Source organism: Roseateles sp. GW823-FHT07B05 (genome assembly GCF_058794515.1).
On record NZ_JBXAGX010000005.1, the window covers coordinates 114,746 to 131,251 of the forward strand.

General features: G+C 71.7%; 16 protein-coding genes. 9 read left to right on the top strand and 7 right to left on the bottom strand.

All coding sequences use genetic code 11. The features are described 5' to 3' along the window. Positions 1 to 27: 27 nt before the first annotated feature. Positions 28 to 804: a ferredoxin--NADP reductase gene (locus AC1Q7O_RS12925; protein ID WP_492661314.1), complete on the bottom strand. Its 777-nt coding sequence runs from the start codon at positions 802 to 804 to the stop codon at positions 28 to 30. Positions 805 to 876: 72 nt separating this feature from the next. Then, positions 877 to 1,365: a redox-sensitive transcriptional activator SoxR gene (gene soxR, locus AC1Q7O_RS12930; protein WP_492661313.1), complete on the bottom strand. Its 489-nt coding sequence runs from the start codon at positions 1,363 to 1,365 to the stop codon at positions 877 to 879. 31 nt (positions 1,366 to 1,396) lie between these two features. Between soxR and AC1Q7O_RS12935 the strand changes: the two genes are divergently transcribed. Genes AC1Q7O_RS12935 through AC1Q7O_RS12945 form a run of 3 tightly spaced genes read left to right on the top strand, consistent with a single transcriptional unit; the run spans position 1,397 to position 3,509 of the window. Beyond that, positions 1,397 to 2,401, top strand: coding sequence for a questin oxidase family protein (locus AC1Q7O_RS12935; RefSeq protein ID WP_492661312.1), 1,005 nt, complete (start codon positions 1,397 to 1,399; stop codon positions 2,399 to 2,401). Positions 2,402 to 2,430: 29 nt separating this feature from the next. After that, positions 2,431 to 2,997 (top strand): helix-turn-helix domain-containing protein, encoded by a 567-nt coding sequence (locus AC1Q7O_RS12940; RefSeq protein ID WP_492661311.1) that lies wholly within the window; start codon positions 2,431 to 2,433, stop codon positions 2,995 to 2,997. Continuing rightward, positions 2,994 to 3,509: a GNAT family N-acetyltransferase gene (locus AC1Q7O_RS12945; RefSeq protein WP_492661310.1), complete on the top strand. Its 516-nt coding sequence runs from the start codon at positions 2,994 to 2,996 to the stop codon at positions 3,507 to 3,509. The genes AC1Q7O_RS12940 and AC1Q7O_RS12945 overlap by 4 nt, the downstream gene beginning before the upstream one ends. On the opposite strand, the gene AC1Q7O_RS12950 is transcribed toward AC1Q7O_RS12945, so the two are convergent. The 3 genes from AC1Q7O_RS12950 to AC1Q7O_RS12960 all read right to left on the bottom strand — a co-directional run bounded on the left by AC1Q7O_RS12950 (position 3,496) and on the right by AC1Q7O_RS12960 (position 7,195). Further along, complete coding sequence (locus AC1Q7O_RS12950) at positions 3,496 to 5,811, bottom strand: AAA family ATPase (protein WP_492661309.1); 2,316 nt, start codon at positions 5,809 to 5,811, stop codon at positions 3,496 to 3,498. The two genes, AC1Q7O_RS12945 and AC1Q7O_RS12950, sit on opposite strands and share 14 nt — an antisense overlap. A 94-nt stretch (positions 5,812 to 5,905) precedes the next feature. Continuing rightward, a complete protein-coding gene (locus AC1Q7O_RS12955; RefSeq protein ID WP_492661308.1) occupies positions 5,906 to 6,178 on the bottom strand; it encodes a BTH_I0359 family protein in 273 nt (90 codons plus the stop codon). 123 nt (positions 6,179 to 6,301) lie between these two features. Next, positions 6,302 to 7,195 (bottom strand): hypothetical protein, encoded by an 894-nt coding sequence (locus tag AC1Q7O_RS12960; RefSeq protein ID WP_492662707.1) that lies wholly within the window; start codon positions 7,193 to 7,195, stop codon positions 6,302 to 6,304. 32 nt (positions 7,196 to 7,227) lie between these two features. On the opposite strand from AC1Q7O_RS12960, the gene AC1Q7O_RS12965 reads away from it, so the two are divergent. Continuing rightward, entirely contained in the window at positions 7,228 to 8,016 is a 789-nt protein-coding gene (locus tag AC1Q7O_RS12965) for a fumarylacetoacetate hydrolase family protein (protein WP_492659691.1), read from the top strand. Further along, positions 8,013 to 8,954 carry a nucleoside hydrolase gene (locus tag AC1Q7O_RS12970; protein ID WP_492659690.1) on the top strand — a complete coding sequence of 314 codons (942 nt, stop codon included), beginning with the start codon at positions 8,013 to 8,015 and terminating at the stop codon, positions 8,952 to 8,954. The genes AC1Q7O_RS12965 and AC1Q7O_RS12970 overlap by 4 nt, the downstream gene beginning before the upstream one ends. 58 nt (positions 8,955 to 9,012) lie before the next feature. Here the strand turns inward: AC1Q7O_RS12970 and AC1Q7O_RS12975 are convergent, their stop codons facing one another. Further along, positions 9,013 to 11,706, bottom strand: coding sequence for a bifunctional acetate--CoA ligase family protein/GNAT family N-acetyltransferase (locus AC1Q7O_RS12975; protein ID WP_492659689.1), 2,694 nt, complete (start codon positions 11,704 to 11,706; stop codon positions 9,013 to 9,015). 218 nt (positions 11,707 to 11,924) lie between these two features. Between AC1Q7O_RS12975 and AC1Q7O_RS12980 the strand changes: the two genes are divergently transcribed. The 3 genes from AC1Q7O_RS12980 (at position 11,925) to AC1Q7O_RS12990 (ending at position 14,696) form a co-directional block, all read left to right on the top strand. Next, positions 11,925 to 12,923 (top strand): diguanylate cyclase domain-containing protein, encoded by a 999-nt coding sequence (locus AC1Q7O_RS12980; protein ID WP_492659688.1) that lies wholly within the window; start codon positions 11,925 to 11,927, stop codon positions 12,921 to 12,923. Positions 12,924 to 12,982: 59 nt separating this feature from the next. Continuing rightward, positions 12,983 to 13,660 (top strand): DUF4197 domain-containing protein, encoded by a 678-nt coding sequence (locus AC1Q7O_RS12985; protein WP_492659687.1) that lies wholly within the window; start codon positions 12,983 to 12,985, stop codon positions 13,658 to 13,660. Between the two features lie 115 nt (positions 13,661 to 13,775). Beyond that, positions 13,776 to 14,696: a ProQ/FINO family protein gene (locus tag AC1Q7O_RS12990; RefSeq protein ID WP_492659686.1), complete on the top strand. Its 921-nt coding sequence runs from the start codon at positions 13,776 to 13,778 to the stop codon at positions 14,694 to 14,696. A 13-nt stretch (positions 14,697 to 14,709) separates the two neighbouring features. On the opposite strand, the gene AC1Q7O_RS12995 is transcribed toward AC1Q7O_RS12990, so the two are convergent. After that, the gene (locus tag AC1Q7O_RS12995) at positions 14,710 to 16,092 is read right to left on the bottom strand and encodes a leucyl aminopeptidase family protein (protein ID WP_492659685.1); all 1,383 of its coding nucleotides are present in this window, start codon (positions 16,090 to 16,092) and stop codon (positions 14,710 to 14,712) included. A gap of 171 nt (positions 16,093 to 16,263) precedes the next feature. Between AC1Q7O_RS12995 and AC1Q7O_RS13000 the strand changes: the two genes are divergently transcribed. Then, positions 16,264 to 16,446 (top strand): hypothetical protein, encoded by a 183-nt coding sequence (locus tag AC1Q7O_RS13000; protein WP_492659684.1) that lies wholly within the window; start codon positions 16,264 to 16,266, stop codon positions 16,444 to 16,446. Positions 16,447 to 16,506: the final 60 nt, after the last annotated feature.

Here is a 16,506-nt window from a genome sequence, read left to right on the forward strand (position 1 = left end):
CCGCCGCGCGCGCGGCAGCCGTGGCGGTCACTTCTCGACGAATGCGCGCTCGATGACGTAGTCGCCCGGCGTCGTCGTGCTGCCTTCCTTGAAGCCACGGATCTCCAGCATCTCCTGCATGTCCTTCAGCAGCGCGGGGCTGCCGCACAGCATGATGCGGTCGTTCTCGGGGTCCAGCGCCGGCAGGCCCAGGTCGGCCTGCAGCTTGCCGGTCTGGATCAGGTCGGTGATGCGGCCCATGTTCTTGTAGGGCTCGCGCGTGACGGTGGGGTAGTACAGCAGCTGCTCGCTGGCGAACTCGCCCAGGAACTCGTGCTTGGGCAGGTCCACGGTCAGGTGGTCGTGATAGGCCAGTTCGGCCACCTCGCGCACGCCGTGCACGATGACGACCTTCTCGAAGCGCTCGTAGGTCTCGGGGTCGCGCACGATGCTGATGAACGGCGCCAGGCCCGTGCCGCTGCCCAGCAGGTACAGGTTCTTGCCCGGCAGCAGGTAGTCGATCAGCAGCGTGCCCGTGGGCTTGCGGCCGACGATGATCTTGTCGCCCGGCTTGATGTGCTGCAGCTTGGAGGTCAGCGGGCCGTCCGGCACCTTGATGCTGAGGAACTCCAGGTTCTCTTCGTAGTTGGCGCTGACGATGGAGTACGCGCGCAGCAGCGGCTTCCCGTTGTCGCCCTTGAGGCCGATCATCGTGAAGTGGCCATTGGAGAAGCGCAGCGCCTGGTCGCGCGTCGTCGTGAAGCTGAACAGGCGGTCGGTCCAGTGATGGACGGTCAGGACGGTCTCTTCGTGGAAGGCACTCATGGGGGCGGTGTTCTGGACGGGGTTAACCCCGGGATTTTCTCCCGGAAGTGATATTCGGTCGTCGCCTAAGGGTCAACGGGGTGTTTCTATGCGCAGAAGCCTCGCGCCGGCGCCGTCGTCGCTGACCTTGTCCGCCGGGTTGTAGAGCGCACAGGCCTTCAGCGACAGGCAGCCGCAGCCGATGCAGCCGGTGAGCTTCTGGCGCAGCGCCTGCAGTGCGGCGATGCGGGCATCCAGCAGCGGCGCCCAGCTGGCGGACAGGCGCGCCCAGTCGGCCTTGGTCGGTGTCCGACTGTCGGGCAGCGTGGCCAGCGCCGCCTTGATCTGCGGCAAGCTCAGCCCCACCGTCTGCGCCGCGCGGATGAAGGCCACGCGGCGCAGCGCATGGCGCGGGTACTGGCGGTGGCCGCCCGCGCTGCGCGTGCCGGCCAGCAGCCCCTCGGCTTCGTAGAAGCGCAACGCACTCGTCGCGACACCCGCGCGCCTGGCCAGCTGGCCGATGGTCAGCGGCGCGTTCGGCGACGGATCGCTTGACTTCAAGTCCACTTCAACTTCGAGCATGGCGGCCATGTTCCCACGAACGGAGTTGCACATGCTGATGAAGACCGTTCCGCCCGCGCGTGAAACGCCCGCCACGCTGGCCCAGCTGCACCACCTGCTCGATGCCGGCCAGGCGTGGTCTGCCACCTACCGCGGCCGGATGAGCAACCACCTGCCGATGGCCCAGCAGGCGCTGCTGGAGCTGGGCGCTTCGGCCGGGCGGCTGCAGGCCGTGACCGAGGCGGAGGAGGTGCATCTCGAACCGCAGGCTCACGCGCGGCCGGCGCGCATCGACGTCGCACGCGATCTCGGCCGGCCGGACAGCGACGCCGCCTGGCGCGCGCACTTTGCCGGCCGCATCGCCACGCTCGGCTCGCCCGCCGCGCTGCGCGAGGCGTTGGCGTTGCTGCAGCCGGGCGCCGGTGCGATCGCCTTCCACGGCCTGATCCGCACGGGCCACGCCGTGCTGGCGGGGCACGACGGCGAGCTGGCTGCGGGGCTGGCGCACTGGGCGTCGCACTTCATGCCGCTGCCCATCACCGATGAGGCGCCGCTGGCGCTGGCCGACTGGCTGCAGGCGCTGACGTCGCTGCCCCGCCCCGCCTACCCGGCCGGCAGCTTCATCACCGACCGCATGCGGGCCTGGGGCGACACGCCCGGCTTCGCGGCCATCGCCGGGCGGCTGCAGCACGGGCCCGACACGCTGCGCGACCTCGCGCTGCTGGCCGCCCGCACCTACGCGGCCACCGGCAACTTCACCGTGCTGCACCTGCTGACCGCCAGCCACGCGATGAGCGTGCTGCAGCCCTGGTGGCCCGCGCCCGAGCTGCCGCGCGGCTTCAGCGTCGCCGCTGCAGCCGGCCTGCTCGCCGCCGGCGCCGTGCCGGCCCTCGCGCTGGACCACCCACCCTGCCGCCCCTGGCCGGCGCTCATCGCCGCGGCCTGCGAACAGGACGACGCGCACGTCATCAAGCTCACGCACGCCGCCTGGCGCCTGGGTCGGCGCTGGCCCGACCCCGCCTGGCGCCGCGCCGTGGAACGTGCAATTCCACTTTGATGGATGGGAGATTCCAGTATGCTGGACGCATGGACATCTCCCAACGCATCGGCCGCCGCCTGCACGAGCTGCGCGCCGCCGCCGGCCTGTCGCTGGACGCGCTGGCCCACAAGAGCGGCGTCAGCCGTTCCAACATCTCACTGATCGAGCGCGGCCAGAGCAGCCCCACGGCCGTGGTGCTGGACAAGCTGTCGTCGGCGCTGGGCGTCAGCGTCGCCTCGCTGTTCGAGGCTGGCGAGGCGCCGGCCGTACCGTCGCCGCTGGCGCGCGTGGCCGACCAGCCGGTGTGGCGCGACCCGGCGTCGGGCTATGTGCGCCGCAATGTGTCGCCGCCGGGCGCGTCGCCGTTGCAGCTGGTGGACGTCGTCTTCCCGCCCGGCCAGCGCGTCGCCTTCGAGACTGCCGAGCGCGACAGCGACATCCACCAGCTCATCTGGATGATCGACGGCGCCATGGACATCACCCACGGCGATACGCAATGGCAGCTGGCCGCCGGCGACTGCCTGGCGGTGCAGCTGAACGCGCCCATCCGCTTCTTCAACCCCGGCACCCGGCTGGCCCGCTACCTTGTGGCATTGACCGGAGCCCGGCCATGAACATCCGTGAACTCGACGGCGTCGAGGCGCTGGCCCGCGTGGCCGAACTGGCCGAGGTGCTGCGCGACTGCGTGGAGGGCGGTGCGTCGGTGGGCTTCATGTTGCCGCTGGCCGAGGGCCGGCCCGAGGCCTTCTGGCGCCGCGTGGCCGAGGGCGTCGCGGCGGGCGAGCGCCACCTGTTCGTCGCCGAAGACGAGACGGGCTGCCTCTGCGGCACGGTGTCGCTGGTCATCGACATGCCCGACAACCAGCCGCACCGCGCCGATGTGTCCAAGATGCTGGTGCACCGCCGCGCGCGCCGGCAGGGCGTGGCTGAGCGGCTGCTGAAGGCGCTGGAGGCCAAGGCGCGTGAGCTGGGCAAGACGACGCTGGTGCTGGACACCGTCACGGGCAGTGATGCGTCGCGGGTCTATGAGCGGCTGGGGTGGCAGCGCGCGGGAGACATCCCGAACTACGCGCTGATGCCGGATGGGCCTCTCTGTTCGACGACCTATTGCTTCAAGCCGCTCTGAACCCCATCCCCCGCCGTTCCCTCACCTCCGGCTTCGCCCGATGCTCCGCCTCCAGCTGCGCCAGGAACTCGTCCGGCGTGAAGGCTTCGCCGAGGATCTCGACCTGATGCCGCACGGCCGCGAAGTCGCCATGAGCGAGGCAGTCCATCGCCACCAGCCGTGAGCGCTGCTCATCGGTGGGCGCCGCACCGGCCTCGCGCTCGAACATCGCCAGCCGCTGCTCAGGCCTCAGCGCCTTGAAGCGGATCTTGAACGCGAAGCGCCGCAGCGCGGCCTCGTCGAGGTCGTCGAACAGGTTGGTGGTGCAGATGAACAGCCCGTTGAAGCGCTCCATGCCGGCCAGCATCTCGTTGACCTCGGACACCTCGTAGTTGCGCTCCGCGTGCTTACGGCTGCGCAGGAAGCTGTCGGCCTCGTCCAGCAGCAGCACGGCGCCTTCGCTCTGCGCCATCTCGAACATGCGCGCCATGTTCTGTTCGGTCTCGCCGACGAACTTGCTGGCGATGTCGCTGGCGCGCCTGACCATCAGCGGCCGGCCCAGCGCCTGCGCGATGTGTTCGGCCAGCGCCGTCTTGCCGCTGCCCGGCGGGCCGTAGAAGCACAGCTGGCCGCGGCCGGTGCGGCGCAGGGCTTCGACGATGCGCGGGATCTCGAAGCGGCTCTCGCAGTTCAGCAGGTCCAGCGCGTACTGCGTGACGCAGGGCCGCGCCAGGCTGCTGCCATCGTCGCGGCCCAGTGCCTTGTCGGCGTTCTGCAGCTGGCGCTCGATGAGCTTTTCGGCATCGCCTGCCGAGCCGGCCAGCTGCGCGAAGCGCACCGCGGTGCGGATCTGCGCTGGCGTCAGGCCCGGCCGTTCGGCCAGCTTGGCGACGAAGCCGTCGCTGACGGCCACCTCGCCCAGCGCCTTGGCCACCAGCCCGCGCCGCGCACCGGGTGGCGGCGACTTCAGCTCCAGGTGGTACTGGAAGCGGCGCCGGAACGCCGGGTCGATCTGCTCGATGCGGTTGGTGACCCAGATGACGGGCACCGGGTTGGTCTCCAGGATCTGGTTGACCCAGGCCTTGCCGCTGACGGAGTTGCCGGCGCCGCCGTCCACGCTGGCGTCCAGCCGGCTCAGCAGCGACGCGGTGTCGCTGGACAGCGGCGGGAACACGTCCTCCACCTCGTCGAACAGCAGCGCGACGTTGGCGCTGGCCTTCAGGAACACCTGGCTGATCTGCAGCGAGCGGTAGCGGTCGCGGCCGGACAGCGAGTTGCCGTCACGGTCGGCGTACTCCACCTCGTACAGGTCCAGCCCGGCGGCCGCGGCGGCCACCTTGGCCAGCTCCGTCTTGCCGGTGCCCGGCGGGCCGTACAGCAGCACGTTGACGCCGGTGGCATGCGTGGCGACGGCCTGGCGCAGCAGGCCCTTGAGCAGGTCGAGGTCGTCGTTGACGAACTGGAAGTCGGCCGGCGCGAGCATGCTCGCGGTGGCGGGCCGCGTGAACACCGCCATCAGGTCGTGCGGGCCCTGGTACTCGCGCATCAGCACCGGCGGCAACTGGTCGCTGACCTTCATCAGGTCTGCCAGGTCGGTGATGTTGTGCTCGGAGATCAGGTTCTCCACCATGCCGATGCGTTCCAGCCGCGAGCCGGCGCGCAGCGCCTCGGCCACCTCGCGCTCGTCCACGCCGGCCACGGCGGCGATGGCGGCGAAGGCCTCCTGCGCCGTGTTGACCTTGAACTCGACGAGCGCCCCACGCAGCTCGCGCTGGTAGCGGGCCAGCGTGCCGTACAGCAGGATGGCGCGCTCGGCCGGGTTCAGCTGCAGCAGCTGGCCCAGCGCGTCGATGTTCTTCTCGACCAGCGTGGACTCGCGCTTGAGCTGGCGGTCCAGGTGCTCGCAGGTGGTGGCCAGCAAGGCCATCATGTCCTTGGGCGCGTCCTTGACGTACTCGTCGAGGTAGAAGAAGAGGGTGCCTTCGGAGAACGGCCCGCTCCACTGGCCGAATCGGTCCAGGAAGGCTTCGTCGGACAGTGCCTCGTGGCCGCGCCACAGCTCGTTGCCGGCGCAGCGCTGCGCCAGGTAGACGCGCAGGCGTTGCAGCACGCGCGTGGGCCAGACGAGGTGGCGGCCGGTGAAGGACAGCAGGCCGTTGAAGTCGCGCCGCAGGTTGAAGCGGTTGGCGTGCTTGACGGTCAGCGTCAGCACGAACTGCGAACACATGCGGTCCAGCACCGGGGCGCTGTCCAGGCCGGGCGAAGGCAGCACGCGGGCAGCGGCGGCCCGGGGGGCAGTCTCTGCGGCGGTTCGCTTCACCATCGATGGGCTCCTTGCCCGGCCTGCAGCGGCCGGCGTTGGCCCATCTTGTATCAGGGTTCTCGGCGAATCAATGCGTGGCCGTGTCCCTAAACGTTCAGTGCATCACGACGGGCTGCTGGCCCATCACGGCGTATTGCTCGATGAAGGCGTCCAGTTCGTCCTCGGAGGGCTGGCCGTCCTCGATGAGCGCCTGCACGCCCTGCGAGAAGGACTCCGCCAGCGCGCCCTCGATGAAGATTTCCTTGCGGGCGAACTTGTCGACGATCTCGAATCCGCCGCGGTTCAGCTGCGGTCCCGTCTCGGCTTCGACGAGCGGCACCTCGAACTGGACGACGATGAAGCTGTCGGAGTTGTAGAGCATGTGCATGGAGTTCTCCTCGTGGCTTCAGCTGCGGGTGGGGCTGGAGGTTTCAAGCCCCGCTCGGTTCAGATACTGGCAGAACGGGGGTCTATTCGGGTCATCCCGCAGGCCGACAACGTGTAGGAAGCGTCAGGAGTTCACGTCGGCCAAGGTGATTTCGTAACCCCTTGTCTCGGGGTCGCCCTGGCGCAGCCGTACGGGCCAGTAGCCGCGCGCCGGGTCCAGCCACAGCTCCACGCCAGGGTCGTGCGGCCCCAGCGGCAGCCGGCGCAGGTGCAGCGTGCCGGCGTCGCCCGGCTCGGCGTCGACGGCCTCGAAGGTCCACTCGCGCAGCTCGCCACGCAGCCCCGCCACCCAGACGCGCCAGCGGCCGCCCGGCATCGGCGCGGCCTGCACCAGCGCGGCCAGCTGCAGCCACCAGGACAGCCGGTCCTGCGTGCCCTCGGGCAGCTCGTGCTGGACCGGACTGGCCGAGAAGCTGACGCGCCGGTCCTCCGCGTCGAAGTTGACGGCCTGGCGGTCCTGGCCGCCGCGTTGTAGCGCGAAGCGCTCGGGCGCCAGGCCGGCGCTGCCGGTGCGGCCCAGGCTTTCCAGCGCCGGCAGCGCGCGCTCGCCGACGCGCCGCGTCAGGCGCAGGCTGTAGCGGCCGTCGGCCTGCGGCTGCCAGTCCAGCAGCGCTTCGCCGTCCTGCCCGGCCTGGCGCAGCCGGTAGCGCCAGGCGGCCGGGCCGGCCAGGCGCAGCGGCGGCGCGTCCGGCGCGGCGGCGGGGGCGTCGACGGCCGGCGCGGGCGGCTGGCTGCCGGGTTGCGTGGACCGCGCCGTGGCTCGCGGCGGGGCGGGCGGTGCCGGCTCGGGCAGGGCCACCGGCACCGTGGGCGGCTGCCGCAGCGCGACGCTGACGGCCCGCGCCGGCCGCGCCGCGTCCTCACGCACACGCCCGCCTCCCAGCAGCGACGCATGGGCGAGCAGGCTGGCCGCCAGCGCGATCCAGGCGGCGCGGGGCAGGGCAGGGCGGTCGCGCATCGCACAATGCTGCCACCACCCATGAGATCCCCATGAAACTCGCCAGCTACGCCGACGGCTCGCGCGACGGCCACCTCGTCGTCGTCTCGCGCGACCTGACCCAGGCCCATTACGCCACCGGCATCGCCACCCGCCTGCAGCAGGTGCTCGACGACTGGGCCTTCCTCGCGCCGCAGCTGGAAGACCTGGCCGTGCAGCTCAACCACGGCAAGCTGCGCCATGCCTTCCCGTTCGACGCCGACAAGTGCCTGGCGCCGCTGCCGCGCGCCAGTGGCTGGGCCGTCGTCGGCGCGGATGGCGCCGTGCGCCGCGATGCCGGCCAGTTCGCCGCCGCGCACCAGCCGCTGCGCGCGCCGGCCGAGGGCGAGGTGGCGCTGGCGGCCATCACCGGCGACCTGGGCGCCGCCAGCGACACGGCCGCTGCGCTGGACGCGCTGCGCCTGCTGACCCTCGCCGTGGACTGGCGCCTGGACGACGAACTCATCGCCACTCAGGCCGCGCCGCTGGCGGTCACGCCCGATGAACTCGGCAGCGCCTGGCGCAACGGCCGCGTGCAGGCCTGCCTGCACCTGCTGCACAACGGCAGCAAGCAGCCCGTCCGCGACATCGACGCCCACCCCGGCGCCGCGCTGGCCCGCGTGGCCCGGCTGCGGGCGCTGCGGGCCGGGCAGGTCGTCGGTGCGGCGCTCGGCGCGCTGGACCTGCCCGATCAGCAGCTCGCCGCCGGCGACAGCCTGCTGCTGGACCTCAAGACCGCCGAGGGCAGCAGCCTGTTCGGCGCCATCGACCTCGACATCGCGCCCCCGGACCTCACCCCATGAACCGCCTGCCCATCATCATCGACACCGACCCCGGCCAGGACGACGCCATCGCGCTGCTGCTGGCCGCCGCCAGCCCCGAGCTGGACGTGCTGGGCGTGACCACCGTGGCCGGCAACGTGCCGCTGGCGCTGACGACGCTGAACGCGCGCAAGGTGCTGGAGCTGGCCGGCCGCACGGACGTGCCCGTCTGCGCCGGCGCCGACCGGCCGCTGGACGTGCCGTTGGTGACCGCCGAGCATGTGCACGGTGACACCGGCCTGAACGGCGTCGACCTGCCCGAGCCGGCGCTGCCGCTGGACCCGCGGCACGCGGTCGACTTCATCGTGCAGACGCTGCGCGAGCGCGAGGCCGGTACCGTCACGCTGTGCCCGCTGGGCCCGCTGACCAACATCGCGCTGGCGCTGCGCCGGGCGCCCGACATCGCGGCGCGCATCCGCCGCATCGTGCTGATGGGCGGCGGCTTCTTCGAGGGCGGCAACGTGACGCCGGCGGCCGAGTTCAACATCTACGTCGACCCGCAGGCGGCGCACGAGGTGTTCACGAGCGGCGTGCCCATCACGATGGCGCCGCTGGACGTCACGCACGAGGTGCTGACGACCGCCAAGCGCATCGACGCGATCCGCGCGCTGCCCAACCGCGTGGGCGCCGTGGTGGCGGCCTGGATGGAATTCTTCGAGCGCTACGACGAGGAAAAGTACGGCCAGGACGGCGGCCCGCTGCACGACCCCTGCGTCATCGCCTGGCTGCTGCGGCCCGAACTCTTCACCAGCCGCGACTGCAATGTGCGCATCGAGACGCAGAGCGAGCTGACGCGCGGCATGACCGTCATCGACTGGTGGGCCGTCACCGGCATGCCCGCCAACGCCCAGGTGCTGCGGCACGCGGACGCGGATGGCTTCTTCGCGCTGCTGACGGACCGGCTGGCGCGGCTCGGCTGATCTTTCGGGCCGGGCGCCGGGCCGCTCCCGAGCGGGCCCCTCGGGATGGGCGAGGCGCTCACAGTCCTTTGGTCACGAGCTTGAACTCCGGCTCTTCGGGGTGGGGTTTGATCGTGAAGCCCAGGCCGCGCATCAGCTTGAGCATGTCGGCGTTGTTCGTCAGCACCAGGCCTTCGATGTCCGACAGGCCCTTCTCGCGGGCCGCGTCGGTGATGCCCTCCATCAGCCGCGAGCCCAGGCCCTTGCCGCCAAAGTCGTCCGCCACCAGCAGGCTGAACTCGCAGCTGGTCTGGTCGGGGTTGGTGATGATGCGGCTCACGCCGACGATGCGCTCGCACTCGTCGAAGCCGCCATCGTCACGCGCGGTGCGCTCGCAGTAGACGGCCACCAGGGCCATCTCGCGGTCGTAGTCGATCAGCGTGAGGCGCGCCAGCAGCCCCGGCGGCAGCTCGCGGATGGCGCTGGCGAAGCGGAAGTAGCGGCTCTCGGGCTTCAGCCCGCGCACCAGGTCCTGCAGCATCTGCGCGTCGTCCGGGCGCACGGGTCGCACCGTCACCTCGCCGCCACCGGCCAGCGGCCAGACCTGCTCGAAGCGCGCCGGGTAGGGCAGGATGGCCAGGTGCGGGTAATCGAACGCGCGCTGCAGGCCGGTCTGCGGGCCGGGCTGCAGCACGATGCGGGCGTCCACCGCCACGGCGCCGTGCTCGTCGACGATGAGCGGGTTGATGTCCATCTCGCGCAGCTGCGGGAACTCGCACACCATCTCGCTGACGCGCAGCAGCACGCGCTCCAGCGCCTCCAGGTCGGCCGGCGCGCCGCCGCCGCGGCCCTCGGCCAGCCCCTCGTACACGCGGGCCCGCTCGATGAGGCGGCGGGCCAGGAACTGGTTCAGCGGCGGCAGTTCCATCGCGCGGTCGGCGATGAGTTCGATCATCGTGCCGCCGGCACCGAAGACGATGGCGGGGCCCAGGGCCTCGTCCGTCACCAGGCCCACGCAGACCTCCTGGCCTCGCCGGGCGCGGGCCATCTTCTGCACCGTCACGCCGTTGATGCGCGCCTGCGGCTGCAGCCGCTTCACGCGCGCCACCATCTCGTTGAAGGTGTCGCGCGCGGCCGCGCCGCTCTGGATGTTCAGCGCCACGCCCTGCACGTCGCTCTTGTGCGCGATGTCGGGGGAGTCGATCTTCAGCGCGACGGGGAAGCCCATCTGCGTGGCCAGCATCATGGCTTCGTTGGCGCTGCGGGCCAGCACCGTCTGCGTGACCGGGATGTGGAAGGCCGCCAGCAGCGCCTTGCTCTCCATCTCGGTCAGCGTGCGGCGGCGTTCGGCCAGCACGCTCTCGATGAGCAGCCGGGCTGCCTCCACATCGGGCTGCGCGAGGCTGGACATGGGCGGCGGCGTCTGCAGCAGCAGTTGCTGGTTGGCGTAGAACGATGCGATGTTGCCGAAGGCGCCGACGGCGGCCTCGGGGGTGCGGAAGTTGGCGATGGCCGCGTCATTCAGCACGCGGCGCGCGTCCAGCACCGAGGCGTCGCCCATCCAGCAGCCCAGCAGCGGCTTGGCCGTGGCGGCCTTGGCCGTGACGACGGCGCGGGCCGTCTCGGTCGCGTCGGAGCCGATCTGTGGCGCGTAGACCACCAGCAGGCCGTCCACGGCCGGGTCCTGCGCGGCGGCCTGCACGGCGGCGTGGAAATGCTCGGGCGTGGCCGCGGCAGAGAGGTCGATCAGGTCGGCCAGCGAGGCCAGGTCGGCCAGCTTCGGGGCCAGCGCGCGGGCGGTGTCGGGCGACAGCCGGGCCAGCTGCAGGCCGATCTCGCTGACCCAGTCGGCCGCCAGCACGCCGGGGCCGCCGCCGTTGGTGATGATGGCCAGCCGCTTGCCCACCGGGCGGTAGCGCGCGGCCAGGCATTTGGCGGCCGAGAACAGCTCGACGAAGCTGCGCACGCGCACCGCGCCGGCGCGGCGCAGCGCGGCGTCGAACACGTCGTCGCTGCCGACGATGGCGCGGCTGTGCGTCAGCGCCGCCTCGTTGCCGGCGCTGCGGCGGCCGGCCTTCAGCACGACGACCGGCTTGGCATGCGCGGCCGAGCGCAGCGCGCTCATGAAGCGGCGCGCGCTGGAGATGCCTTCCAGGTAGACGACGATGCTCTGCGTACGCGTGTCGGCGGCGAGGAAGTCCAGCACCTGCGCCAGGTCCACCGCGGCGTTCGGCCCCAGCGACACGACCTGGCTGAAGCCCACGCCGTTCTGCCGCGCCCAGTCCAGCATGGCCGACGTCAGCGCGCCGGACTGCGACACCAGCGCCAGCGACCCCTCGGCGGCCAGCGGCCCGGCGGCGCTGGCGTTGAGGTTCAGGTGCGGTCGCTGGAAGCCCAGGCAGTTGGGGCCCAGCAGGTGCACGCCCTCGCGGCGGGCGATGCGCTTGAGCTGCGCGGCCTGCTCGGGCGCGATGCCGTCGCTGACGATGAGCGCCGAGCGGCAGGCGATGCGCCCGGCCACTTCCAGCGACGCGGCGATCTCGTCGGCCGGCAGTGCGATGACGGCCAGGTCGGCCCGCGAGCGCGCCAGCTCGCCCAGCGTGCCGGTGGTGTCGCCATGCAGGAACTGCGGCGGGTGCGGCCCCGGCGCGGCGGCCAGCGCGGCACGCAACACGCGGGCCTGGCGCGTCTGGCGCTCGGGCTCGTCCGGCGGGCCGGCAAACACCACGACCGAACGGGGCATGAACAGCGGGGTCAGGAAATGGTCGTCCATTCGGGGAACTCTAGTCGGCGCCGATCAGCGCCCGCCCGCCATCCTAGGCAGCCGCGCTGACTTCGCCTTGACCCAGGGCAAGCGGCGCATGGCCGGGGCGAGTTATGGGTGTCGACATCATTTATGCCTGCGTGAGACACTTTGTTTTCCAGGGAAGGTGCCAGTGCCCAGGCTTCAAGGGGCGCGTCGCCACGAGACGAAGAGCGAGGAGAAAGCCGATGCCGAGCAGGGAAAAACTGCTGGAGGTCATCGCGATACAGACGGAGTTGGCGGGGCTGGGGCTGGATCTCGATCTGGGCCGTTTGCTGGAGCTGGTGGCCAGGCGCTCCCTGAGCCTGGTGGAGGCTGATGGCGCCGCGGTCGAGATGGCCGAGGGTGACGAGATGGTCTACCGCGCCGCGGCCGGCATGGCCGAGGGCAGCCTGGGGCTGCGGCTCAAGCGCAACCAGAGCCTGTCGGGCCTGTGCGTGGACCAGGGCCATCCGCTGCACTGTGACGATGCGCTGCAGGACCCGCGCGCCGACCGTGCCGCCTGCGCGCGGCTGGGGCTGCGCTCGCTGGTGGTCGTGCCGCTGCGGCACCACGGCGTGACCATCGGTGTGCTGAAGGTGATGTCGCGCCGCGTGGGCCATTTCGGCGAGAAGGACCGCGCCGTGCTGGGCCTGGTGTCCGACCTGGTGGCCGCCGCCATGTACTTCGCGACGCGCTACGCGCCCGGCGAGCTGTTCCACAAGGCCACGCACGACAGCCTGACCGACCTGCCCAACCGCGCGCTGTTCCTGGACCGCCTGCACGGCTCGCTGGCCCAGGCCGTGCGCGACGGCCAGCCGCTGGCCGTCATGATGCTGGACATGAACGGCCTCAAGCCCATCAACGACCACCACGGCCACCGCGCCGGCGACGCCGCACTGCTGGAGTTCGCGCGCCGGCTGACGGGCGGCGTGCGCCAGTCCGACACCGCGGCGCGGCTGGGTGGCGACGAGTTCGGCGTGCTGCTGCGGCCGCTGGCCGCCGAAGGCGGGCTGGAGGCCACGATGCGCCGGCTGGCCGGGCAGATCAACGGCAGCTTCGAGTTCGAGGGCCGGCAGCTGCTGGTGGGCGCCAGCATGGGCGCGGCGCGCTTCCCGGAGGACGGCAGCGACGTGGCCCGCCTCATCGAGCTGGCCGACCAGCGCATGTACCACCACAAGCGCGGCCTGCCGCACTTCGCAGCCTGAGGCCGGGCGCGCGGCCCGCCCGGTGGGAAGATGCAGGCCCCGCCGCACCGGAGCCCGCCATGCAACGCCGCCGCCTCGTCATCGCCAGCGCCCCCGCGCTCCTGCTGCTGCGCCCCGCCTGGGCGCTGAACCTGACCGAGGGCGATGCCAACGCCGGCATCCGCACCGCGCTGGAGCGCGGCGCCAACGCGGCCGTCGCGCTGCTGGGCCGGCCCGATGGCTTCCTCGGCAACCCGCTCGTCAAGATCGAGCTGCCGGGCTACCTGAAGGATGCGGCCAAGCTGCTCAAGGCCACCGGCCAGGGCGCGAAGCTGGATGAACTCGTCACCGCGATGAACCGCGCCGCCGAGGCCGCCGTGCCCGCGGCCAAGCCGCTGCTGGTCAAGGCCGTGCGGGACATGAGCGTGGAGGACGGGCTGAAGATCCTGAAGGGCGGCGACGACTCCGTGACCACCTTCTTCGCCGACAAGACCCGCGAGCCGCTGGGCCAGCAGTTCCTGCCCATCGTGACCCGGGCCACCGAGCGCGTGGCGCTGGCCGACAAGTACAACGCCGTCGCCAGGAAGGCATCCGGCTTCGGTCTGGTGCGCGGCGACGAGGCCAACATCCAGCAGTACGTGACCGGCAAGGCGCTGGACGGGCTGTTCCGCATCATCGGCGAGGAGGAAAAGAAGATCCGCCGCGACCCGGTGGGCACCGGCAGCGCCATCCTGAAGAAGGTGTTCGGGGGGCTGTGACCGGCTGCTTTTCGGGGGATGGTGTGCAGGGGTGCCCGATGGCCGACAATTCCGCCCCTTGCCTGTTTGCTGCCGCCGAGTCGGCTTTGCGATGAATTCCGATCTTCCCGATCCCGTGACCCCGTCCGAAGAACCGGCCGCAGCCGCCGTGGCGCCCGCGCCCGAAGCCCAGCTCGAGGTTCAGCCCGAAGCTCAGCCCACGGCCGAGCCCGTTGCCGAAGCCGCCGCACCCGCGGCGCCTGCGGCCGACGCGACCGCCGAGCTGAAGGCCTTGTTCCCTGCGCTGTTCACCGGCAAGCCCAAGCCCGTCAAGCTGCGCGTGCAGGCCGACATCCAGGAGCGTGCGCCCGGCAAGTTCAGCAAGGCCCAGCTCAGCGCCTTTCTGCGCCGCCACACCGGCAGCACGGGCTACCTGATCGCGCTGACGCAGAGCAAGACCCGCTTCGACCTGGACGGCAACCCCGCCGGCGAGATCAGCGAGGAGCACCTCGCCGCCGCCAAGGAGGAACTGACCCGCCGCAAGGGCGTGCGCCAGGAGCGCGAGCAGACCGAGCAGCAGCGCCACCAACTGGAGGCCCAGCAGCGCCGCAACCGCGCGCAGCTGCTGTGGGACTTCGAGCGCACGACGCTGACCGAGGCCAACTTCTGCGTGCTCAAGGGCACGACGCCCGAGGAACTGCCGCGCCTGCTGGAGCTGGCCCGCAAGGAGCGCGCCGAGGCGCCGCCGGCACCGCCGCGCGAACCCCGCCGCGACGACCGCCGCCCCGGTGGCGGCCGGCCCGAAGGCCGCGGCCCGCGTCGCCCGGATCAGCGTCCGGAAGGCCGGCGCGACGCGTCGCGTGGCGATCGCCCGCCGCGGGGGGACCGCCCGCCGCGCGGTGAAGGTGGCCGCCCGCAGCAGCCGGGCCGCCAGCCTGCGCCTCAGCAGGCCGAGCAGCCGGTGCAGTCCCAGATGGCCCAGGCCCTGCAGGCCGCCCGCGCCGCCAAGGCCGAGCCGGCGGCTGACCCGCAGCCGCCCAAGGACCAGGCCGAGTAATCAGCCCGTGTGATCAGCCCGCCGCGTAGCGCTGCTCCAGGTAGGCGAGCAGCGTGCGGATGGTCTGCGCCTCGCCGCCCACCGGGCGGCCGGGGCGCGGCGCGTCGTTCCATGCGAACAGGTCCACGTGCAGCCAGTCCTGCTGCGGCGGCAGGAAGTCTTCCAGGAACAGCGCCGCGTTGATGGCGCCGGCCAGCGCGCTCTTGCCTGTGTTGACGATGTCGCCCAGCGAGCTCTCGATGCCCGCGTGGTATGGCGCCCACAGCGGCATGTGCCACAGCGGGTCGTCCAGCTTCAGGCCCAGGTCGACGAGGTCGCGCGCCGTGTCCATGTGCTTGGCGAACAGCGCCGGCAACTGGGCGCCGAGCGCCACGCGGGCCGCGCCGGTCAGCGTGGCGAGGTCGATGACGAGGTCCGGCTCGCCCTCGGCCGCGTAGGCCAGCGCGTCGCACAGGATGACGCGGCCCTCGGCGTCGGTGTTGCCGATCTCGATGTGCAGGCCTTTGCGGGTCTTGATGATGTCGCCGGGCCGGTAGGCGTTGCCGGCAATCGAGTTCTCCACGGCCGGGATCAGCAGCTGCAGCCGCACCGGCAGCTTGAAGGCCATGATGAGCCCGGCCAGCGCCAGCGCGTTGGCGGCGCCGCCCATGTCCTTCTTCATCTGGCGCATGCCCTCGCCGCCCTTGATGTTCAGCCCGCCGGTGTCGAAGCAGACGCCCTTGCCGACCAGCGCCAGCGTCGGATGCTTGGGGTTGCCCCAGGTCACCTCGATCAGCCGAGGTGAGCGCGTGCTCGCGCGGCCAACCGCATGGATGCTGGGAAAGTTCTTCTTCAGCAGCGCGTCGCCGACGATGTCGGCGAACTTGGCGTCGTACTGCTTGGCCAGCGTCTTGGCGGCGGCGGCCAACTCGGCCGGGCCCATGTGCTCGGCCGGCGTGTTGACGAGGTCGCGCGTGGCCGCGATGGCGGTGGCCAGCGCCAGGCCGCGTTCGGCGTCGGCACCGGGCTTGAGCCACAGCGTCGCCGGCTCGCGCTTGGCAGGCTTGTAGAGGTCGAAGCGGTAGCCGCCGAGCTCCCAGGACATCGCCGCGGCCTCCGGCTGCAGCGCCAGGCCGGCGTCGTCCAGCCGGTACTCACCAGCCGGCAGCGCCAGCGGCAGGTGGCTCAGCGCGAACGGGTGGGCGGCGTGCGCGACGCCGGCAAACACCTGGGCCAGCCGGCCGTCGGCGCCGGGCACCAAGGCATGGCTGTCGGCCGCGCCGACGAAGCCGACGGTGGCCAGCCAGGCGCGGGTGGCCTCGGGCAGGGTGGGCGCCAGCGCCTGGAAGGCGGCGCGGTCGACGACGGTGACGGGGGTGGCCTTGGCCGGGGGGGATTTCTTCAGCTTGACGGTCATCGGTCAGCTCCGGGGATTCGAGGCAGCCATTGTGTCGGCTCGTGTCGGATCGGCACGATTGCAAAGAAGTGTGTGCGGCCTGTCAACCGCGCGGCGCGGACCGGCGTTGTGCCCTCAATCGCGCAGCAACCCACCGCGAGACGGCCCGCAAAAACGGGCCAGACCAGCACCATGAAGATCCATACCCGCCAAGAACATGCCCCGCGCCGTCTGCCCGTGCCCGAAATGGGCCAGGCGTGGAACACGGAAGAATCGGTCGAAAAGGGCCGCAAGCACGAGGCCTTCGACACCGGTTTCTACAGCGGCGAGCGCCGCGGCCTGGCCCGCGCGATGCGCTTCGACCGCAAGCGCTGAGCCGCCACCCGGCGCCTCGCACCCCCAGCCCGCCCTCCGGTTGACCGGACGGCGGGCTTT